Origin of the sequence: Campylobacter sp. RM16704 (genome assembly GCF_000816245.1) — a bacterium.
Classification (GTDB): Bacteria; Campylobacterota; Campylobacteria; order Campylobacterales; family Campylobacteraceae; genus Campylobacter_D.
Genome location: NZ_CP007769.1, coordinates 394,281 through 416,363 on the forward strand (window position 1 = coordinate 394,281; position 22,083 = coordinate 416,363).

The 22,083-nt window shown below is 27.5% G+C and carries 21 protein-coding genes and 1 pseudogene; 6 read left to right on the forward strand and 16 right to left on the reverse strand.

Annotated elements, in window-relative coordinates:
• The first annotated feature begins 67 nt into the window (after nucleotides 1-67).
• Genes CAQ16704_RS02110 through fldA form a run of 3 tightly spaced genes read left to right on the forward strand, consistent with a single transcriptional unit; the run spans nucleotide 68 to nucleotide 1,570 of the window.
• Entirely contained in the window at nucleotides 68-385 is a 318-nt protein-coding gene (locus CAQ16704_RS02110) for a DUF2325 domain-containing protein (protein WP_039666680.1), read from the forward strand.
• 1 nt (nucleotide 386) lies between these two features.
• A complete protein-coding gene (locus CAQ16704_RS02115) occupies nucleotides 387-1,082 on the forward strand; it encodes a hypothetical protein (protein WP_039666681.1) in 696 nt (231 codons plus the stop codon).
• The gene (gene fldA, locus CAQ16704_RS02120) at nucleotides 1,079-1,570 is read left to right on the forward strand and encodes a flavodoxin FldA (protein WP_039666682.1); all 492 of its coding nucleotides are present in this window, start codon (nucleotides 1,079-1,081) and stop codon (nucleotides 1,568-1,570) included. Before CAQ16704_RS02115 ends, fldA begins: the two co-directional genes overlap by 4 nt.
• Nucleotides 1,571-1,593: 23 nt before the next feature.
• Here the strand turns inward: fldA and CAQ16704_RS08600 are convergent, their stop codons facing one another.
• From CAQ16704_RS08600 to gap, 10 genes and pseudogenes are all read right to left on the reverse strand, one after another.
• Nucleotides 1,594-2,652, reverse strand: coding sequence for a methyl-accepting chemotaxis protein (locus tag CAQ16704_RS08600; RefSeq protein ID WP_442856719.1), 1,059 nt, complete (start codon nucleotides 2,650-2,652; stop codon nucleotides 1,594-1,596).
• 252 nt (nucleotides 2,653-2,904) lie between these two features.
• Nucleotides 2,905-3,588: pseudogene (locus CAQ16704_RS08605) on the reverse strand (cache domain-containing protein); the annotation flags it as partial.
• An 80-nt stretch (nucleotides 3,589-3,668) separates the two neighbouring features.
• On the reverse strand, nucleotides 3,669-4,079 hold the full coding sequence (locus CAQ16704_RS02130; RefSeq protein WP_039666683.1) for a pyridoxine 5'-phosphate oxidase family protein: 411 nt from the start codon (nucleotides 4,077-4,079) through the stop codon (nucleotides 3,669-3,671).
• Complete coding sequence (locus tag CAQ16704_RS02135; protein ID WP_039666684.1) at nucleotides 4,072-4,782, reverse strand: EI24 domain-containing protein; 711 nt, start codon at nucleotides 4,780-4,782, stop codon at nucleotides 4,072-4,074. The genes CAQ16704_RS02130 and CAQ16704_RS02135 overlap by 8 nt, the downstream gene beginning before the upstream one ends.
• A complete protein-coding gene (gene dut / locus CAQ16704_RS02140; protein ID WP_039666685.1) occupies nucleotides 4,779-5,471 on the reverse strand; it encodes a dUTPase in 693 nt (230 codons plus the stop codon). The genes CAQ16704_RS02135 and dut overlap by 4 nt, the downstream gene beginning before the upstream one ends.
• Nucleotides 5,472-5,484: 13 nt before the next feature.
• Nucleotides 5,485-6,027, reverse strand: coding sequence for an invasion antigen I (locus tag CAQ16704_RS02145; RefSeq protein ID WP_039666686.1), 543 nt, complete (start codon nucleotides 6,025-6,027; stop codon nucleotides 5,485-5,487).
• A gap of 126 nt (nucleotides 6,028-6,153) precedes the next feature.
• A complete protein-coding gene (locus CAQ16704_RS02150) occupies nucleotides 6,154-7,785 on the reverse strand; it encodes a hydrogenase small subunit (RefSeq protein ID WP_039666687.1) in 1,632 nt (543 codons plus the stop codon).
• 3 nt (nucleotides 7,786-7,788) lie between these two features.
• Nucleotides 7,789-8,469, reverse strand: a complete 681-nt coding sequence (locus CAQ16704_RS02155) for a triose-phosphate isomerase (protein ID WP_039666688.1) — start codon at nucleotides 8,467-8,469, stop codon at nucleotides 7,789-7,791.
• On the reverse strand, nucleotides 8,466-9,668 hold the full coding sequence (locus CAQ16704_RS02160; protein ID WP_039617701.1) for a phosphoglycerate kinase: 1,203 nt from the start codon (nucleotides 9,666-9,668) through the stop codon (nucleotides 8,466-8,468). Before CAQ16704_RS02160 ends, CAQ16704_RS02155 begins: the two co-directional genes overlap by 4 nt.
• 1 nt (nucleotide 9,669) lies before the next feature.
• Nucleotides 9,670-10,665 (reverse strand): type I glyceraldehyde-3-phosphate dehydrogenase, encoded by a 996-nt coding sequence (gene gap / locus CAQ16704_RS02165; protein ID WP_039666689.1) that lies wholly within the window; start codon nucleotides 10,663-10,665, stop codon nucleotides 9,670-9,672.
• A 59-nt stretch (nucleotides 10,666-10,724) separates the two neighbouring features.
• On the opposite strand from gap, the gene nadD reads away from it, so the two are divergent.
• From nadD to CAQ16704_RS02180, 3 genes are read left to right on the forward strand one after another with little or no spacing between them, the layout of a single operon-like run.
• Nucleotides 10,725-11,270 carry a nicotinate (nicotinamide) nucleotide adenylyltransferase gene (nadD, locus tag CAQ16704_RS02170; protein ID WP_039666690.1) on the forward strand — a complete coding sequence of 182 codons (546 nt, stop codon included), beginning with the start codon at nucleotides 10,725-10,727 and terminating at the stop codon, nucleotides 11,268-11,270.
• A 13-nt stretch (nucleotides 11,271-11,283) separates the two neighbouring features.
• Nucleotides 11,284-11,613, forward strand: coding sequence for a ribosome silencing factor (gene rsfS / locus CAQ16704_RS02175; protein WP_039666691.1), 330 nt, complete (start codon nucleotides 11,284-11,286; stop codon nucleotides 11,611-11,613).
• 8 nt (nucleotides 11,614-11,621) lie between these two features.
• Nucleotides 11,622-13,997 (forward strand): tetratricopeptide repeat protein, encoded by a 2,376-nt coding sequence (locus CAQ16704_RS02180; protein ID WP_039666692.1) that lies wholly within the window; start codon nucleotides 11,622-11,624, stop codon nucleotides 13,995-13,997.
• A gap of 1 nt (nucleotide 13,998) precedes the next feature.
• Here the strand turns inward: CAQ16704_RS02180 and CAQ16704_RS02185 are convergent, their stop codons facing one another.
• From CAQ16704_RS02185 to CAQ16704_RS02210, 6 genes are all read right to left on the reverse strand, one after another.
• Nucleotides 13,999-14,373, reverse strand: a complete 375-nt coding sequence (locus CAQ16704_RS02185; RefSeq protein WP_039666693.1) for a DUF1090 family protein — start codon at nucleotides 14,371-14,373, stop codon at nucleotides 13,999-14,001.
• 51 nt (nucleotides 14,374-14,424) lie between these two features.
• Nucleotides 14,425-15,990 carry a DUF4153 domain-containing protein gene (locus CAQ16704_RS02190; protein WP_039666694.1) on the reverse strand — a complete coding sequence of 522 codons (1,566 nt, stop codon included), beginning with the start codon at nucleotides 15,988-15,990 and terminating at the stop codon, nucleotides 14,425-14,427.
• Nucleotides 15,983-16,357 (reverse strand): HIT family protein, encoded by a 375-nt coding sequence (locus CAQ16704_RS02195; protein WP_039666695.1) that lies wholly within the window; start codon nucleotides 16,355-16,357, stop codon nucleotides 15,983-15,985. Before CAQ16704_RS02195 ends, CAQ16704_RS02190 begins: the two co-directional genes overlap by 8 nt.
• A gap of 48 nt (nucleotides 16,358-16,405) precedes the next feature.
• Nucleotides 16,406-17,797 (reverse strand): class II fumarate hydratase, encoded by a 1,392-nt coding sequence (gene fumC / locus CAQ16704_RS02200; RefSeq protein WP_039666696.1) that lies wholly within the window; start codon nucleotides 17,795-17,797, stop codon nucleotides 16,406-16,408.
• 117 nt (nucleotides 17,798-17,914) lie between these two features.
• On the reverse strand, nucleotides 17,915-19,714 hold the full coding sequence (glmS, locus tag CAQ16704_RS02205) for a glutamine--fructose-6-phosphate transaminase (isomerizing) (protein WP_039666697.1): 1,800 nt from the start codon (nucleotides 19,712-19,714) through the stop codon (nucleotides 17,915-17,917).
• Between the two features lie 2 nt (nucleotides 19,715-19,716).
• A complete protein-coding gene (locus CAQ16704_RS02210) occupies nucleotides 19,717-22,071 on the reverse strand; it encodes a hypothetical protein (RefSeq protein WP_039666698.1) in 2,355 nt (784 codons plus the stop codon).
• Nucleotides 22,072-22,083 lie beyond the last annotated feature (12 nt).

Below are 22,083 nucleotides of genomic sequence, written 5' to 3' on the forward strand. Positions count from 1 at the left end.
ATATCAGAAAAAATTTATCTTTTATAAAATATAATAACAATTATCATTTTTATAAAAGGAAAATTTAATGTCAGTTTTAGTTATCGGAGCGGATGAAATAACCCCAATAAAAGCAGTTTTAACAAATTTGGGTGCAAAAAGTATTGAGCATTGGGATGCTAGAAATGAAAATAGGGTAAATAGAAAACCTATTCCACAAAATACAGAATGTATAGTTATGCTTACTAGTTTTTTAAATCATAACACTATGAAAAAAATCAAAACAGAGGCTAAAAAGCGTAATATACCTTTAGTGTGTGCTAAGCGTAGCGTAAGTTGCGTTTATTGTGAATATTGCAAGGTTTTTGGTTTAGATCAAACATATGAGTGCACTAAAAAGGCTTAGTGTGTTTGGTTTTAGCACAAAAGAAGATATTGTTCCTACAATCTTTAAAGATCTAGAACAAGCAAATATTAATTATATTTTTTTGAATTTATATAATGCCTTGGTTGAAAATGAATTAAAAATACCTTATAAATATGCTATTATGGCAAACAGTATAAAAAACATATTTGAACTTAGAATTCAAGATGTGCTTAAAAATAATCCATTAAAGCCAACAAAAACAAAACAATTTTGTTCTTATTCACATAAAATAATTAAAGCATATACAGAAAGAAGATTATGTGAAATAAAATTTGAGGAAAAAATTCCAAAATATGCTTTAGCTAAATTAATCCAAAATATATTTTTGTCCTCAAAATTTATTATAGATCCACAAGTAGCATTTGAGGCTTTTGTATATGATAAAATTTGTAAGAGTAATACTAAAGCTAAAGTAGATATTCAAAAAAATATCATTATTATTAATGAAAAAATAGCGGTTATGCCGTATTTTTTCGAAAACAATAAAAAGGATATACAAACAGCTTTAAATATTATTAAGGAAAATTCTTTTGAAATATTTTACATTGTGTATCCAAGAAATAAAAATTTTAATAGATATAAAAAAATAAGACATTTCCTATGTGAAAATAACAAAACTTTGTTAAAATTAGTTCCTTATACTATCAATAATCAAATTTTAAGGAGATGTAAATGACAACAGCTATAATTTTTGGTAGTTCTATGGGTAATACTGAAAGTGCGGCAAATATGATTGCACAAAAATTAGGAATTTCAGATGTATTAAATATTGCAGATATTGATGCAGAAAAAATTAATTCTTATGATAGATTGATTTGCGGGACTTCTACTTGGGGAAGTGGTGATTTTCAAGATGATTGGGATGGATTTGATTTTTCATCATTAAATCTCAATGGTAAAACTGTAGCAGTTTTTGGTATGGGCGATAGCGAAAGTTACTCAGATACATATTGTAGTGCCATGGGAAAACTTGCTCAAGCTTTAAAATCAGCAGGGGCAAATTTAGTAGGAGCTGTTTCTACTGGTGGATATACTTTTGAAGCAAGTGATGCAGTTGAAGATGATAAATTTGTAGGACTTGCGTTAGATAATGATAATTACGAGAATCTGACTGAAAGTAGAATTGATGCTTGGCTAGAACAAATAAAACCATATTTTTCTTAAAATAGATGCCTTAAAAGGCATCTTTAAAATTTTCTCTTTTTTGTTTCACTTAGTATATCTTGTGCTAAAGAATCCACTTCATTTGCTATTTTATTTGTTTGAATTGCTGTATTTGAATTTTGTTGAGTGAGCTTTTCTATAGTTGCTACAGATTCATTGATTTGACTAATATCATTAGCCTCTTCTTTAATGGCTTCACCCATTTCATTAATAGATTGAGCCAAAATATTAGTATTAGCTTCAATTTCACCTAAAGACTTTTGAGTACGTTCTGCTAGATTTCTAACTTCTTCAGCAACAACAGCAAAACCACGTCCATGCTCACCTGCACGTGCTGCTTCAATAGCCGCATTTAATGCAAGTAGATTAATTTGATCAGCTATATCTGAAATAACAGTAGTAACGCTTTTTATATCATTACTTTGTTTAACTACATCTTGTGCTTTAATTGAAATTTCATTCATAGCTGAATTCATCTGTTCTAAAGCTTTAGCACTTTCTTGCAAAGATGATGTTTGATATGTTGTATCGTTGGCAAGTTCTTGCATACTTTGCTTTAAGTCTTCAGCTTTTTGACTAAGTAGTTCTCCTTGGTTTAAAGATAATAAAAGCATATTTTTAATTTCAGCACCAAGACTATTGATTGCTTTTTCTATATCACCTTTTGGTGAATTGATTGATGCAGTAAAATTAAGGTGCTTATAGCTATCAAATACAGCTTGAATTTCATTTAAATCACGACCTATTTTTACTTGTAAAGTGGTAAGCATTTTGTTTAAAACTTCTATAAGTTCTTGAATTTGTGGATTATTTGCATGAGAAGCAATGTGTAAATTAAGTTCACCCGTTTCTATTTTTTTTGCGACATTTACAGATTCTTCTATAGCTTTAGCATCTTTACTTAGTGCTTCTTTAATTATCTCAATATTCTCATTAATTTCATCTGCCATTTTACCAAATTCATCTTGGGTTTTTAATTTAATAGGGTGAGAATGAATATCTTTGTGGTTTAAGTAATTAAAGAAATTGTGCAAACCAGATGAAATGATTGTTATTGGTTTTAAGTTATATGAAATAATCATTTTAACAAATATCAAAGTGATAAAAATTGCAATAAGAGATATAAATGCTTGCTCTGTTAAAGTTTGCTTTGCTGCATCGTTATAAAAGTCATAATCAGCTATACTACAAATAGTATATTTTTGATTTATACTACCACTACAAATAACAGCTCTGATATCATTTTCTGTTTGAATTTTAAATATGTTTTTAGAAAGACTTTTGTTTTGTCCTTCTGGGGTAGCTAGATAATTTTTGATAATTTCTTTACTTATTGGTGTAGATGTTAGTATTTTTTCAAGATCTGTATGAAACAAATAAGTTCCATCGCTAGCTAAAACTGCAGCATGGCTATAAGGTGTTTTACCTATAGCTAAAACTTCTTCTGAAAATTTCTTTAAATCATAATCAGCTGCAACTACTCCAATTACCTTTCCATTTTCTATGATAGGATTAGCATAAGAAATAGTAGGTTTTTTCATGCTAGATGAAATATAAGGTTCTGTGACAACTAATTCTTTTTTTTCTTTAGCTTCCTTATACCAACCTCTCGTTCTTGGATCATATCCACTTTCTGGTGTTTGATTATTACCATTTGATCTAAACATAGAGCCATCGTCAAAGCCTACATAAGTTAAATCAAATCCTAAAGAATCACCAAATGATTTTAACAAACTTGTATAACTTTCTGCACTTAATTTTTCTTTATTATCTTTAATATATTTTGTTAAAGAGTTAATTACATTACGTCTATCACTTGCATATAGATCAAATCTTTTACTAATGTCAAAAGCGACTTTTTGCTGAAATTGAACAAGAAGTGTATGAGTATTAGATTTGGATTTAATATAATTAAAAATACCTAAGGTACATAGCAATATAACAATAAATATACAGACAATAAGAGCTATTTTATTGGAAAAGTTTCCTAATAAATATTTTTTGATCGAAAAAGTCATACTATACCCTCCTCTTTTTTTACTTTTTTGCTTGTGTTAGTATTATATTGTGTAATTATTAAAATATTATAAATATAATATTATTTAATAAAAAATTCTAATTTTTTAGATAGCAAAATTTTATTATCGGTATATTTTAGCCATTGGATATTTGATGCGAAAATTGAAGCTTTTGCAAGTTTAGCAAAGGGAAATTTTTGATAATATAATTCTCCTTGTTTTTTGGTCGCTTTTGTAAATTTTGCTTTTATTTGCACACCTTTAATAAGATTAATAATATTTGTATCTAGTGTTATATTGATAGCAATTTTAGGATTTTTATAAGCTAATTGAATGTGTTTTGTATGTTCTTCACTAGCAAAAATTAAAGCTAGTTTTTTCTCATCAAAAACATAATAACAACTAGCACAATATACTCCACCATCATTATCTAATACGCTTAATGTTAATAGTTTTTGAGAGTGAATAAATTCTTTAATTCTTTCATCCATAAGTTTTAGCTTTTAAATATAGAATTTTCTGATAAGTTAGATGAGTTAAAAAAATAACATAAAAAACTTGTAAAAATATTCCTATAAAAGGAATACTAGAAATTAGAAAAAATATCAATGTATATAATTTAAAATATAAAGGTGATGAATTTTTATAAAAATTGCGAAATGTTTCTCGATCTAAAACATTACTCATTACATCTAATATAAGCAATTTATGAAATAAATAGTAAAATACGCCATAATATATAATAATGCTAACAAAAGGTATGATAAGTAAAAAAGTTGCCACACAGAATAAAATGCAAAAAATAATAATAATTTTAATAATTTTTAATAATATTTCGAAAAAAATTATTTCTTTTTCTATAGAATGGTTGTAATATTTTTCATTAATTTTTTTGACAATATAGGGAGTTAAGAAGGAAATGATTAGCATTGTTAAAAAGATAGAAGCAAATATTACTATAAAAAACCCACCAATAGCACTTAAAAATGCTAATGAAAATTGCACTATAGAAAAACTAAAAAACCAAGCTAAAAAACTTCCACTAATTAAATCATCAAAATAAGAAAAAAATATATCATAAGTAAAAAAAACAAGTAAACCTAAGATTATTATACTAATAAATAAAGGTAAAAATGAGAATTTTAAAAAAGGCTTACTAAGAAAATCTTGCAAGCTTAGGTATAGTATATTCATTTAATTTGTTTATACGCATCTTGAAGTTTTTGGTAAATTTCTTTATATTCTAGTGTTTCTTTTAAAATTTGATTTAAAACTTCATTGTCTTCTGTGCCATTCCAAATTTTTTTATAAGTGCCTTCTTTGTAGCCATTTTCTTGTCTGAATTGATTTAATATATTTTTTCCAATATAGGTTTTATAAAGCTCAAAGAAATTTAAACCACATTTTCTAGCTAAAACAAAATACGCACTCAAGAGTTCGCCTAAATCATAATCAAACCCACTGCATTTATGGATAATAAGTTCAATATCATTTAAAATTCCATAGATATCTGCTTCATTTGGATTGGAAGTTTCTTTGCAAAAGTCATCAAAAAAAGTCACGGAAGAAACTTCTTCTGCAATAAAATTTTTATCATTTATTTGTCTTTCTTTGTATTCTTCTAAAATTAAACTTAGAATAAAATGCCAAATATCTACTATTTCAATGCGAACATTATCCCAGTTTGTAGGAGTGTAAATGCTTTTCCAATGCTTCCAAGCAAAAGAGTCGATAAGCTCAGCACACTCCATATAAATGCATCTTCTAAAACTGATTAATTTACCTTCTTTGGTATAACCATTTTCCCATCCTATGCCATTGGTATCATCGTTTAGTTTTTGCTGGAGTTCTAGCATACCTTTTAAAATATCTTTTACTTCCATTTTACTTCCTTTTTTATGCATAAAATCCAAATTCTTTATTTTCTTCTTTTTTATTTTCTTGATTATTATATTGTTCCCAAATTTCTTCTAGCAATTTAGCACTATCTTGGAAAATTTGCTTTTTAATATCTTCAAGATCTGCTTTTGCCATTTCTTTATTTAAACTCTTATCCATGATATTAAATAACTCATGTAAAGTAGCTTTTTTGTGTTCTTCATCTTTTGGTTCAGGTAAGGCATTACCTATTTTCATAGCCGTTGTTATAAGTTCTTTTGGTTTTAAAGCTCCTACTCTTGAGTTTTTCATAAATTCATCAATTTGTGGTTGTATTTTTGCAACTGCATCTTTTATTTCGTTAATTTCTTCTTGTGAAAGTTTAGTACCACTATATGAAAATGAAAAACCAAATTGATTTCTTAAACTCAATGAAGTTGAATTTCCATCTTTATCAAGTTTTGCTTCTTTATTATCATACATAGAAAAAGAAAGATGATTGCCATTTTTTGTTTTAATATCCATAGAAAAATTTTGAGAATTGTAGCTAGAAATTTGCATAGCTTTTCCTTTCAAGTAAAGATAAGGTTATATCGTCAAAATAATCCAATCTTGAATAAATTTGCAAAGTTTTTCAACTTTGCAAATTTCAAATATTAGGGAGATAAATATTCTAGCATTAAGTTTTTAAATACTCGTTAAATCCCAAAATAATTTTAATATTTTTTCATTGTTAGAACAAATTAAAATTTGTTCTTTACTATACTTATTTTTACATGCTTTTAAAGCTTGTTTTAAGTGTTCTTTTAAAGAATAAACCAAACCAAAAGCAATAGCTTCTTTATCTAATCCACCTAATAAATAAATTAAAGGCATACGCATTGATTTAGAAACATCAAGTTTTGCTTGTTCATTAATTGTGATTTTAAAATCAAATTTGCTAGGATGTTTAAATTTATAAGCTAAAGCAAGATCTAAAAACTCATCTAAATGGCTTAATTTTTTTCCGCTGGTAAATGGATATATAAAATAAAATAAATCTAAGATATTATTGCTAATTTTACTCTCATCGTCGTAATTTTCTTGTATGAAATCATAGTATGTTTTAAATTGTTCTTGGTAATTTTGTACTAAAGTCATTGCCATTTTAGTTTTTGCAAAAGTGTTTAAAAAAATTTTTGGATTAGCTTCAAAACTAAAATCCAAAAAATTAAATTTTGTTTCGTTTTGACACAGAATTTGAGTAGTATCATTCAAATTTAATATAATATTTTTTGAATTTAAATTATCAAGTGATGCATTATGGATATTTTTTTCACTCATAATAGTAGAAAAACTATTATAGGAAAATTCATTATTCATAGGTTTTTCATAAAAACCAAAATCATCCCAAAAATTTGCTTCACTACAGGCAATACAACCATGTCCTGCAGCTACTGGCCAAGAGGTTTTGGAATTAAATTTAACCTTAGGGCAGTTGTTGTATGCATAAGGTCCTTTACATCCTACTTTAAAAAGGCAATAACCTTGTTTGATATTTTCATCATCAAAACTTTGAGCAAAATTTCCTGCTTCAAATTTGGCTTTTCTCTCGCATAAATCATGTAGACATTTTCCATAAAGAGCCAAAGGTCTATTTTGCTCATCTAAACTAGGATTTTGTTCAAATAATATATAAAAACAAAGTGCTGCAATGATATTTATATCGCTTGGAGGACAGCCTGGTATGTTGATTACCTTTTCTTCTAAAACCTCAGAAATTTTTACGCTTTTAGTAGGATTGGGATATGCTGCTTGAATTCCTCCATAACTTGAGCAAGTTCCCATAGCAAAAATTGTTTTAGCATTTTTTGCACATTTTTTTAAAATCTCATATCCATTTTCACCATGTGCTCCTATGGTTAGAAAAAATGGATCTATGGCGCAAACTCCACCTTCAACAGCCAAAATAAAGTCTTTTTTTTCTAAAATTTTTTCTAAATGTGCTTCTGCTTGGTGTCCGCTTGCACTCATAAAGGTTTCATGATATTCCAAAGAAATAAAATCAAAGATCAAATCTAAAAAATCAGGTAATGAAGTTCTAAGCAAACTTTCACTACACCCTGTACATTCACTTAAATGAAGCCATATTAAGCTAGGTGGAGTATGAAGTTGAAAATATCTTTGTGCTAAAGGAATAAAATCACTAGATAAGCCTAAGGTTTTGATAATAGAGCTTACAGCATCTAAAGAGATATTTTTTTCTTCTTTATGTGAGTTTTCTAATAGAGCGATTTTGCGTTCTAGTATGCTTTTTAGTTCTTCATTGCTTAAAGACATTTTTTAACCTTTAGCTATTTGTATCATATTTAAAAAATCATTTGCATTTAATGCAGCTGAACCTATTAATACTCCATCACAATTTTTTAAAGCACAAATTTCTTTAATATTGCTTTGATTGACGCTTCCACCATATAAAAGCTTAGCCTCGGTAAATTCTCTTAAAAAATTAAGTATAGTGTTGATATCATTAAGATCTGCACTCACTCCAGTACCTATAGAGTAAATAGGTTCATAAGCTATAATGAGTTTTTTATAAGATAAGTCAATATTTTCAATTTGTTTTTTTAGAAAATCTAAGCTTTTTCTAGAATTTTTAGTATCTAAACTTTCACCTATGCAATAAATAATATTAAAATCAAAACTTTTAGCAAAATCAAATTTAGCTTTTAAAAAGCTTTCGTCTTCTCCTATAATTCTTCTTTCAGAATGGCCTATTAAAACACTTTTGATATTAAATTCTTCTAAATGAATTTTACCTATTTCTCCAGTATAAGCTCCATTTTCACAAGGGTAGAAATTTTGAGCTCCTTGATGGAAAGGTAATTTTTCTTTTAAAAAGGCTGTGCTTGGAGGGAAGATGAAAACTTCATCTTTATAATTTAGTTTTTGATTTAATTCTTGAGCATAAAGTTCAAAGCTTGATCTTGTGTGATTACACTTTAAATTTGCTGCAAAAATCATTCATTATCCTTTATTGTTAAAGGTTTTACACCAGGAAGTTCTTTACCTTCTATAAGCTCTAAAGAAGCTCCGCCGCCTGTTGAAATAAAAGTCATTTCATCAGCATCGCCTGCTCTTGCTACAACATCAGCTGTATCACCACCACCTATTACAGTTGTCGCATGAGATTCGCTAATATAATGACTCATTTTAATGCTACCTTTTGAGAATTTATCAATTTCAAAAACTCCCATAGGACCATTCCACCATATAGTTTGAGCATCAGAAAGTGCTTCTTTAAACAATCTTACACTAGCAGGACCTATATCAAGTCCCATCCAACCTGCTGGAATTTCTTGTACGGGGGTGTATTTCATCACCGCTTCTTGTGAACAAGTTTGTGCCGCTGTAACATCTACAGGAAGATAAATTTTTACACCTAGATTTTTACCTTTGAGTAAGATTTTATTTGCCTCTTCAATTAAATCTTCTTCTAAAAGCGAATTTCCTATATCATAACCTTGTGCTTTTAAGAAAGTAAAGGCCATACCACCGCCTATGATTAATTTATCTACTTTTGGAAGTAGATTAGTCAAAGCTTGCAATTTTCCACTTACTTTTGATCCACCTACTACAGCTACAAAAGGACGCGCTGGATGTTTGATGAGATTGCTTGCAAATTCTATTTCTTTTTGGAGTAAAAATCCTGCACCTTTATTGGCATTATCAAAGTATTTTGTTATAGCTTCAACACTAGCATGAGCTCTATGACAAACTCCAAAAGCATCGTTAATATAAACATCAGCCATAGAAGCAAGTTCTTTAGCTAAATTTTCATCGTTTTTAGTTTCACCTTTTTCAAAGCGTAAATTTTCTAAAAGCAAAATTTCACTTGGCTTTAATTCACTTGCTTTTTTCTTTGCATCTTCGCCTATAACATCTTTAGCCATAATAACTTCTTTTGCCATTAAGCGAGCTAGTCTTTTTGCAACCGGCTCTAAAGAATATTTTGAAGCAATTTCTTTTGGTCGGCCTAAGTGTGAAGCTAAAATAACTGCACAACCATTATCTAAACAATATCTTATAGTAGGGATAGCTGAACGAATACGACGATCATCAGTGATATTTAAAAACTCATCTTGAGGAACATTAAAATCACATCTAATAAATACTTTTTTCTTAGCAAGATCAATATCTTTAATTGATAAAATACTACTCATATTATGCCTTTGCGACAAATACTGCCATATCTACTAAACGAGAAGAATATCCCCATTCATTATCATACCAAGCAACTACTTTAACAAAATCATCACAAATTACTTGAGTTAAATCACTTGCTACAATCGCACCATAAGAACAAGTGATAAAATCACTTGAGACTCTTTCTTCATCATCTACTAACAATAAGCCTTTTAAGTTACTATTAGCTGCTTTTCTAAAAGCTTCGTTGATTTCTTCTTTACTTACTTTTTTCTTTAAAGTTGCAGTCAAATCCACCGTTGATACATCAGCTACAGGCACGCGCATACTTTGGCCGTGCAATTTTCCATCAAGTTCAGGCATAACAAGTTTCATAGCTTTTGCTGCACCAGTAGAAGTAGGGATAATATTTTGTGCAGCAGCACGTGATCTTCTTTTATCTCTTGCTTTTGCATCAATAATGCTTTGTCCATTAGTATATGCATGAATAGTTGTCATTAAGCCTTTTTCTATACCAAAATTATCTTGCAAAACTCTACAAATTGGACCTAAGCAGTTAGTAGTACAACTTGCATTGGAGATGATATTTTCACCTTTATACTCATGTGCATTTACTCCTAAAACATAGGTTGGAGTTTTATCTTTTGCAGGTGCACTCATGATAACTTTTTGTACCCCATGATCTAAAAATCCTTGACATTTTTCCATAGTTAAATGTGCCCCTGTACATTCTAAAACAATTTGTGCACCATATTTTGCAAAGTCCAAATCTGCCACATTTCTACTTTTTAAAACTTTTATTTTTTTATTGTCAATTATTAAATCATCATTTTCACTTTCAACATTGCCATCATATACACCATGAACGGTGTCGTATTTAAAAAGATATTTAGTTAGTTCAATATCAGTGGTATCATTAATCGCTACAAGTTCTATATCATTACGTTTCATGATAATTCTAGCAACACATCTTCCAATGCGTCCAAAACCATTTATTGCAACTTTTACAGCCATTTTCATTTCCTTTTTATGATTAAGTAGGTAAAATTCTACTAAAAAAAGGTTAAATTTTAATGAAAATTGCACTTTTTGGTGGCAGTTTTGATCCACCTCACTTAGGACATAATGCTATAGTCTTAAATGCTTTAGGAAATTTAGTTCTTGACAAGCTTATTATTATGCCTACATTTATTAGTCCATTTAAACAAGAATTTACAGCAGATGAACAAAAACGCTTAAAATGGTGTGAGATGATTTGGGGAGGTTTAAAAAAAGTTGAAATTTGTGACTTTGAAATAAAAAAGCAAAGACCTGTTCCTAGTATAGAAAGTGTTGATTTTTTGTATCAAAAATATCAAATTTCAAAATTTTATCTTATTTTAGGAGCTGATCATTTACAAAGTCTTGAAAAATGGCATGAATTTGAAAGATTGCAAAGTTTGGTAGAATTTGTTATAGCTAAAAGAGATAGTATTTTTATACCAAAATATTTCAAAACATTAGATACTAAAGTAAATATTTCTTCTTCTTTTATAAGGCAAACCTTGCAAACAACACAAGTTTGCGAGCAAATCAAAGAAGAAGTTAAGCTTTATTATTCTAAATTTAAAAATATTTAACAAAAGGAAAAAAATGCAAGAAAGAATTAACAATATAGTTCAAATTTTAGATGACAAAAAAGCAGATTTAATAGAAACTTTTGATATGCAAGATAAGGATTATTTTGTTAAATTTGTAGTAATTGCTACTACTATGGGGGAAAGACATGCACTTTCTTTGATTGATGATTTAAAAACTAATCTTAAAAGTAAAGGTGAAGAATTTTTAAATATAGAAAGCAGTGAAGAATGGACTGTGCTTGATTTAGGAGATATTTTAATCCATTTAATGAGTGAAACTTATAGAGCAAAATACAATATTGAAGATTTTTTAAAAAGCTTAAACAAAGAAAATCTTAATTAGGATAAACATTGGATAGTTTAATTGTTGAATTATCAGATTTAGCTAAAGAATATTTTGAAAATTCAGAATTTGAAAAATGTGATGAAATTTTAAGTGAGCTTATAGCTTTTTGTAAAGGTGAAATCACACTTGCCCAAGATGGTCAAATGATTTTTATAGATGATGAGGACAAAGAGCGTTTGCTTTTAGAAGCTTATCATAATAGAGCACTTTGCAGATTTAATTGCTTAAAATTTCAAGAAGCACTCAAAGATGCAACTATAGCTGTGGAATTTGATCCTAGTAATGTATTTTTATTTAATCTTTTGGGTTTGTGTAATTTTAAATTAGATTTATTACAAGATGCACTTTTGGCTTTTAATAGGGTTATAGCACTAGATAATGCATATTATTTAGCTTATTTTAATAGAGCTAGAGTTTATATACTTTTAGATGAACACACAAAAGCTTTAAAAGATTTACAAACTTGTATTGATTTAGCTCCAAAATATCATATTGCTTATTATACTAGAGCTATTGCCTTACTTAGTGTTGATCCAAAACAAGCTTTGCTTGATTTTAAAAAGTCTCAAAATTTGGGTTTTGAATCCACACAATTGCTTTATTATCAAGGCGTAGCTTATGAGAATTTAGAAAATTATCAAAAAGCTGTAGAATTTTTTACTAAAACGATTGAGTATGATGAAAATTATGCTGATGCATATTATAAAAGAGCTAATAATAAACGCAAAATAGATGATTTAGAGGGGGCTTTGCAAGATTGCTTAAAATCAATTGAATTAGATAATGAAAATGCAATGGCATATTTGATTTTGGGACATATTTATAAAGATTTAGAAAAGATAGAATTATCAATAGATGCTTTTAAAAAATCAATTGAATTAGATGAAAATTTACAATATCCATGTTTTGCATTAGCTAGGATTTTATATGATTTAAAAGATTATGAACAGGCTTTGAAGTATTATGATAAAACAATTGAGCTTTATGAAGAATACGCCCAAGCATACATTAACAGAGGTAATACTAAAATCAATCTAAAAATGATTGAAGAGGCTATAGAAGATTTTGACTTAGCAGCTAAATATTATCAAGAAAGAGCAAGAAAACATGATCTTACTCCATCAGAATTAGCAGAGCTTAAACACGCAGTTCCTTATGGTTTTTATCATTTAGGCAATAGTTTATATGAGATAGATAAATACGATGAAGCATTAATAAGTTATGAAAAAGCTTTGAAATATCAAAAAGAATATCCTGATGTATTTTTTAACAGGGCTTATTTAAAATCTGATCTTGAAAAATATGAGGAAGCTTTAGAAGATAGCGAGCTAGCTATAAAATATTATAAAAAACAAAATAATACTGAAGATTATGCTAATTCTCTTTCTCAAAGAGCTTGGATTAAAAGCAAACTTGAAAGATTTCAAGAAGCTATAGATGAATACAATGAGCTTATAAAATCATATAAAGACTATATTGATTTAAAAGATGTACTATTTGAAAGAGCATATTGTGCAAAAGAACTTGAATCTTATGAAGAATTAATAGCTTATTGTAATGCAGCACACAAGGTAGATAAAAATAATTTTAAACTTTATTTTTGGCAAGGAATTGCTAAATATAATTTAAGCTTAGAAGAAGAAGCTATAAAAGATTTAAATAAGGCTTTAAAAATTGATAAAAATCACAATGGAGCAAAGTATTATAAAGGTCTTTGTTATGAAGATCTTTATATATTTGAAGAAGCTATAAAATGCTATGATAGCGTGATTTTAAGCAATGAAGAAGATGATGAATCGTATTTTCATAGAGCAAAATGCAAAAGAAATCTTGAAAAATACAACGAAGCTTTAAAGGATATTAACGAGTGCTTAAAAATAATTGATGATGTTGCAGAATATTGGATAGAAAAAGCACAAATTTTAAGCTTTTTAGGAAAATATGAAGAAAGTTTTAAAGCAGCAAAAAAAGCTAGCGAGCTCGAACCAAAATCATATGAATGTTATCATTTTATGGGTGCGGTTAAAGTATATTCGCAAGATTTTAAAGAAGCTATAAAATATCTTAATATGGCTTTAAATTTAGATGAAAATCAAAACTGGACACATTATTATAAGGCAGAATGTTTAAGAAATTTGGGTGAATTTGATGATGCTATAAAATGTTATGAGGATTGTTTAAAAATAACTAGAGAAAACACCGATGCTTTAGTGGGAAAAATTCAATGCTTAGAGCAATTACAAGAATATAAAAAGGCATTAGAAACTGCTAACGAACTTTTAAAGTTAGATTCAGAACACGAAGAAGCATTAAAATATCAAAATCTTTTAATGCAAAAACTAAAACAGCAAAATAAAAAATGGTGGAAAATTTGGAATTAAATTAGAGATTGTCTAAGTATTCTTCAATCTCTTTTTTGATTTTTTCTTTTTTATTTTTTAAAGTTTCTTTTTTACTTTTGTATTCTGCTTTACTCATATAATCTTTTTGTTTTTTTAACTCTTTTAGCTCTTGTTCGATTTTTTCAATTTCTTGTTCTTTAAGTTTTTTTGCTTCTAATTTTTTATCATAATAATAAGGATCTTTAGCACAATTTGCTTGAACTTCTTTTAATACAAGTTCTAAATTTAGAACTTTTTGGTGATGGTTATAATTTTTTGCATAAGTTATTTCTTTTTGAATTTGTTCTATCTTTTTTTCACATTGTGTAGAAAAAGCTAAAGAACAAAAAGCAAGTAAAATAAATATTTTTTTCATATTACACCTTTTTAAAATTTTTTAAATTTTAAATAAAAATATTAAATATTTTTATTTAGTGTTTTTTATAAAAATATGAGTTTTAAATTTTGTTACATTTCCTCTTGCATCTATGTTAAACATTAAAGGTATAAAAGTTATAGTAGAGCCATTGTAAAGCTCATAATCTAGTTGAGAGTTTTTTTGATAGGTTTTTAAAATTTTATCAAAATCATTAATTTTTAAAATTTCTTGTTCTTGTAAGTAAAAGTATAAAATATTATCTTGTATTTTCATTGAGTATTTAAAATTGCTTTTATTAGTGAAATTAAACAATATCTCATCATAGTCTTTTTTTAATTTTAAGTATTCTGGATTAAAATTTTTATACATAGAAAGATCAGGATTAAAAGGTTTTGTTTGATTTTTTAAATGATTGAGATTATTTTTCTTTAAAAATTCATCAAAACTATAAGATTTATCATAATTTTTATCTAGATTGTATATGGTATTTTTAATATCTTTTATTTGATCATAGTATTGTTTGCTTTTAGAATAATCAAATTCTGATTTTTTTTCTTGTATAATTTTTTCTAGTTTTTCTAATCGATGTTTTTGAGAAGAAATACTTATATAATTTGCAAAAATTCCCAAAAATAACGACATAAATGCAAGTAGATAAAAAGAAAATTTTAATGCTTTATTTTGCTTAAATACGCTTAAAAAACTTGAAATTATTAGCCATAAATTAAGAGTTAATACAGCTAAGCGTTCAGGGGTAAATCCATATTGTATAATTCTAGTTATAATGGCATAAAATACAAAACTTGTTAAAAATGATAAAAATATAAAAAAAGCATAAAGAATAATTTTTTTGATTTTATAAAAAGATAAATTTATCCAAAAATTAAATAATAAAAAAACTCCAAACCAAAGACACAAATGAACTATGCTAAGACTTTCTAAAAGATTAAATAACACTCCTAAGCTATAAGCAAAAAGCATGATTATATATAAAATACTAAAAGTATTTAATATAAATATAAAAATTTTATTAAAATTATATGAAATAAAATTTCCAAGTAAAAATAAAGAAAAAATTCCGGCACTAAAGAACCATAATGATAAAACATGAGAATTTAGCTTGCTTGAAGAAATATCAAATAAAAAATTAAATGAACTATAAAATATAGCTAAAAATATACCAAAAATCAGCCAAAAACTTATGCTAAAAGAAAGGGCTGCTAAAAAATGATGAAAAGTATCAAAATCGTGTAGTTTTCTTGCACACACTAAAGATATAAGAGCAATTGTTAAAGATATATAAAAAGTATTATTGGTGTAAAATATTAGATAATTTTCATCTTGCTTAAAGATAAAATGTAAAAATATATAAAAAATTAACCCAAAGAAAATAGTCCAAAAATTTTTTGGATTTTTATAGGCTTGCTTTAAGCTTGTTTTTGCCGTAAAAAATGTCTCACAAAAAATAACAAAAAGTCCTAAAAATAAAAAGTCAGATACAATATAACTATCGTAAAAAAATGCTATCAAAAACCAAAAAAATAAATAAAAAATTGCCCCAAGTGGGTGATTTGCTAAGGCTAAATAACTAGAATGAATAAAATTTTTAAACATAAATTTTTTTTAGTCTTTCAATTAAAATCAAAGTAAAGCCTTCAAAATTTGGCAAATTTAAATCTTTGATTTCTCTTTGTTGTTTCCCCCACATGCATTCGGGAAAAAATGCATCCTCTTTAAATCTTGCCATTATGTGAAAATGTACTCTAGGAACATAATTTGCAAAAGATGCGATATTAATTTTTTCCGGCTTATAATATTCTTTTAAACTAAGCTCACTAGCTATAACAGATTGAAAAAGTATGTTTTGTAAAAAATCAGGGCAATCACTTAATTCTTTGTAGTTTTCTTTGGTAAAAATTTTAATCCAAGGAATTTGAGAATTTTCTTTTTCTATATATAAATAATCGTTTTGATAAATCATAAGTAATTGTCTTTCAAAAAAAGACTAGGATATTTCCTAGTCTATTGTTTATTTTTTTGGACCTATCATTTTTGTAGGATCAACAAATTTTGCAAAATCTTCTTCGCTTACTAAGCCAAGTTCCATTGCACTTTCTTTTAAAGAAATTCCTTTTTTGTGAGCATTTTTTGCTACTTTAGCTGCATTTTCATAACCAATGTGTGGATTTAATGCTGTTACTAGCATTAAAGAATTATGTAAATTATGGTCAATTTTTTCTTTATTTGGCTCTATACCAACAGCACAATGGATATTAAATGAATGCATAGCATCAGCTAATAAATCAAGGCTTTGTAAAAAATTATAAATAATAACAGGCTTAAATACATTAAGTTCAAAATTTCCTTGACTTGCTGCAAAACCAATAGCTGCGTCATTTCCCATAACTTGTACCGCAACCATAGTTAAAGCTTCACATTGTGTAGGGTTAACCTTACCTGGCATGATAGAACTTCCTGGCTCATTTTCAGGTATGTTTAATTCCCCAAGGCCGCATCTTGGACCTGAGGCAAGCCATCTAATATCATTTGCAATTTTCATTAAATTTGCTGCCAAACCTTTCATAGCTCCATGGGTAAAATTAATTGCATCATGACTTGTTAGTGCATGAAATTTATTTGGACTTGAGACAAATTTAGTGCCTATTAGTTTGCTTAATTCTTCGCTTACTTTTTCACTAAGTTCTGGATGAGCGTTTAATCCTGTACCAACAGCTGTTCCACCTATAGCAAGTTCTCTTAAAGTAGGTAATGAAGCTATGATTTGTTCTTTTGAGTGAAGCAGCATAGACAAATATCCACTAAATTCTTGTGCTAATGTAAGTGGAGTTGCATCTTGAAGATGAGTTCTTCCTATTTTTATAATACCTTCAAATTCTTTTACTTTTTTCTCAAAAGTTACTATAAGCTCATCTAAAGCAGGGATAAGTTTTTTTTCTACTTGTTCTACTGAAACTATACTCATAGCAGTTGGAAAAGTATCATTAGAGCTTTGGCTCATATTAACATGATCATTAGGATGAACTAATTTTTCTTTTCTAAAATCTCCACCCATAATTTCTGTAGCACGATTTGCTATAACTTCATTCATATTCATATTGCTTTGTGTACCAGATCCTGTTTGCCATATTGCTAGAGGGAAATTATCATCAAATTTTCCAGCTACGATTTCATCGCAAGCTTGCACTATGGCATTTTTTTTAGCATCATCTAGTTTTCCTAGTTTATTATTTACTAAAGCCAATGATTTTTTAAGATTTGCAAAGGCATAAATTAAAACTTTTGGCATTTTTTCACAACTGATTTTAAAATTTTCAAAACTTCTTTGTGTTTGTGCACCCCAATATTTATCATTAGGAACTTTAACCTCACCCATGGTGTCATGTTCAATTCTATATTCCATAGTTTTTCCTTTTTGTTGAAATGATATATAACATTTAAACGAAATAAACCATAAAGTTTGCTTATAATTTAAAAAATATTTATAAAAATAAAATGCAGTTTTAAAAACTGCATAAAATTATTCCACCGTAACGCTTTTTGCTAGATTTCTTGGCATATCTACATCATTGCCAAGTCGTATAGAAACTTCTAAAGCTAAAAGCTGTAATATTACCATCATCTCAAAAAATTCACACATGTAGTGTTCTTGTTTTGAAGTTCTTATAAAATCATCACTTAAGTCAAAATCAAGTGGAGAAATAGCAAGCAAGGTGGAATCTCTTGCAGCAAGTTCTTCTACATTTGACTTAGTTTTTTCATAAAGGCAATTTTGTGGCATTAGTGCAACGGTAAAAAGCTCACTATCTGCTAAGGCTATAGGTCCGTGTTTCATTTCTCCTGCAGGATAACCTTCAGCATGTAAATATGAAATTTCTTTTAATTTTAAAGCACCTTCTAGTGCTAGTGGATAAAACACATCTCTTCCTATAAAGAAAAATCCATGCCCGTGTAAATATCTTTTTGATATTCTATGAACTTTTTCATGTAAGCTTTGTTCAACTTTTACTATATTTGGTAAGCTTCTTAAGGCTTTAATCTCTTTACTCATATCTAAATTTGCTTTTTGAGCAAGATAAATTGCAAGCATCCATAAAGTTGCCACTTGGGTAGCAAAAGCTTTGGTTGAAGCTACGCCTTTTTCAATTCCTGCTCTAGTAAGTAATGATATATCAGCCAAACGCACGATATTAGAATTATCTACATTGCATATTGCCAAAGTTTTAACACCCTGTGTTTTTGCTATTTTTAAAGCTTCTAGTGTATCAGCAGTTTCCCCACTTTGAGAAATTACCACAAAAAGGGTATTTTTACCTATAATAGCTTCTCTATATCTAAATTCACTAGCTACTTCAACTTTGGTTTTAATTTTTGCAAGTCTTTCTAGCAAATAAGCTCCACTTAAAGCTGCGTGATAGCTGGTACCACAAGCACAAAGCGTTATTTCATCTATATCTTTTAAAAGTGTTTCATCTATATCTTCAAAAACGATTTGTTCGCCTTGCAAACGTCCCATTAAAACTTCGCCTAAAACTCTGCTTTGTTCATAAATTTCTTTTTCCATAAAAAATCTATAACCATCTTTTTGAGCAAAACTTTTATCCTTACTTAAAGCGACAAAATTAGGTTGATTACAAGCTTGTTCGTGGCAAATTTTACATTCACTTAAATTAACATATCCATAATCTCCATCTTCAAGATAAGCCACTTTATCAACCAAGGAAACAAGCGGTGCATCACTTGAAGCAAAATAATATTCGTTTTCATCTCCATTTTTACCGATGATTAATGGCACAGCATTTTTAGCAAAGTAAATAGTATTTGGATTTTTTTTACTTACAAGCAATATTGCAAAAGCTCCTTTTAATTCTGTTATAGTTTTTTCAAAAGCTTTAAAAGGTTCTAAGTTATTTGCATAGTATTCAAATAAATGTACAATTACTTCAGTATCAGTTTGACTTAAAAAATTTATACCTTCTTTGATAAGCTTTGTTTTTAATTCTTGATAATTTTCTATAATTCCATTATGTATAACACAAGAATATTGCCCTAGGTGAGGATGAGCGTTAATTTCGGTTGGCTTTCCATGTGTAGCCCAGCGTGTATGGCCTATAGCAAGTCCAAAACCATCACTAGTAAAATTAATGGTTTTGTTTGCCAAATTTTCTAATTTACCAACCGCTTTGAAAAAATCAAGCTCTCCATCTTTCATCACAGCTAATCCAGCACTATCATAACCTCTATATTCAAGTTCTTTTAAACCATCTAGTATGATTTTTCTTTTTTCTTTAGTCCCTATATATCCTACTATTCCACACATATTTACTCACTTATTATTGATTTAAGAATTTGTTCTTTATGGTTTTGCAAACTTTCGTTTTTGTGCAAAATTAAAACATTTCTTGTTCTTTCTTTTATAGTTTGAATTTTTGCTGCACTTAAAATAATATCATATCTTGCAAGTACATCCATTACATAAGCCATTAAACCTTTTTGATCTTTTGTGTTTAAAGTTATTTTGGCATAGTTTTTGGAATAATTCATATCTAATTTTAATTCATCTTTTTTAATGTTTGGTTTTTTTGCTTTTTTGGGTACTTTTAAGTGTAATTTAGAATTAAGTAAATTTTCTAAGCTTTGTTTTTGAGTATCACTAACAATGTCTGAATACTCAAATTTAAGATAAACTTTTTCATCAAATAGCTCAAAAAAACCCATAAATACCAAATTTAACGAGCTTAAAGTGTTGAGTATATTCTCAAGATTATTTTTTTTATTCATTATAAGTTCTAATGTAAAATTATCTTGATTATCCAGCCAAAAGATAAAGTTTTCTTTCTGTGCTGTTTGTGTTATTTTAATGATTTTTTCAAAGCTATTTTTTATAAAAAATAAATTAGATTTAATATGAGTGATATTATTTTGAGTTTGCTCATCAAGCTCTAAAAAAGCTTTAGTTCTCTTTAAAATTTGTTCTTTTTTAACTCTTCTTTGTCCTTCATCGATTAAATTTTCATCTTCAAAACCTTCTAATGCGTTTTGAAATAACCTTTCAAGACTTTTATAGTAAAAATGATTCGTGATATTTAAAGCCCTAGCATTACACAAAGACAAAGTATGTAATATTTTTAATGTTTCAATATCATTTAATTTTGAGATAAAATTTAAAACTATGGTAGAATTATAAATATCTTCTTTTTCTATAATATCCTTAAATGCATTAAAATTTTTTAGCAGTCTTAATCCAAGATCTAACAAATCACTACTTATTTGAAATTTTCCAACATAAGCTCTATAAATGTTCGCTAAAGAAATTTCGTTTTCTTCATGTATTGCACTTAAAAGTATAGTAATTTTTAAAATTAAAAGCATATTTTCATCAAAAGTATATTCTTTTTCTTCAAAGTGCTTTAAACAAAGCAAAGCTCTATCCAATGCACTATAAATTCCCTCTTCTTCAAGTAAAAATTTGCTTTGTGTAAGGGGCTTACAAAAATCTTTTAAAATATTTGCATCAGCAAGAAGTTTTAAAAGAGTAAAAGAATGTTTTCTTTTTAAGATTTTTTTGAATAATTCTAGATTTTCATCTTTATTTTCTGCTCTTTTTAGTGCAAAAACGAGTTTAATATCAAAATTATAATCTCTATCATCTAATTGTAAAAGTTGATTTAATATTAAGTCTAGATTTTCACTTTCACTAGAATAAGTAAAAAAGCTATCTTGTACTTCATAAAGTTTGCTATCTTTATAGTGTTTTTCTTGAATACATCTAGCTATAAAATGCGTATAAAATCCACAAGTTTGCATACACTGCATAGCTTTTTGAATGAGTATAGATTTAAGATCTAAATTCTTTTTCTCTTTTTTTTGCATTAAATTTGCAAGTTCTTGGGAATTTTGTATTAAAAATAAATTAGTATTTTTACCTTCTAAAAGATTCATTGCGCATTTAAGCGAAAATAAAAAATCACTAGCAAGTTTAAATTCACTAAGCTCTTTTTCATTGATAAAAGAAAGCATATAATTTTTAGGAGAATCTTTAAATAAAATATTTAAATTTTCTATATCAAGTTGTTCATCTAAGCCACCAAAATTTTTATTAATATCAAATTCTTGTTTGATGAAAGGCTGATAAAAAGGATTAAATCTTTGTAAAATCTTCAAAGCAAATTCTTCTTTTAATTCCTCTTGGGTTTGATTGATTTTTTCTTTAATTTGTTTAAATAAAATTTTTGAACCACAAATATAGCGATATTGTAAAATATTTTGTTTAAGTTCGTTTTTAGCTATATTGTAAAGCCCATTTATTTCACAAATTTGATAATTTATGCTTAAATTAATGTCATTTAAAGATGCAATAAAAGTTTTCATCAATGGTTTGATATTATAAGCTTTAATGTCTTTATAAACAAATAATAATTCCACATTTTCCTTTATACTCAGATTCATTTTAGCATATTGTTTTATAGCAACAATGCAAAATGGAAATTTATCATTATGTGGATAAAAATCATCAAAAAAATCACTTAAAACAAGCTCATAAATATCTTCTATGAATCGATCAATTTCTTTAGAATGATAAAAACTAAATGAACCTTGTTTTAAAAAAAGTCTAGAACAATAAGCTTCATAATCTTTTAAAGAATTTTTTAATTTTTGAATTTTTTGCATATTCATATTTAAAATTAA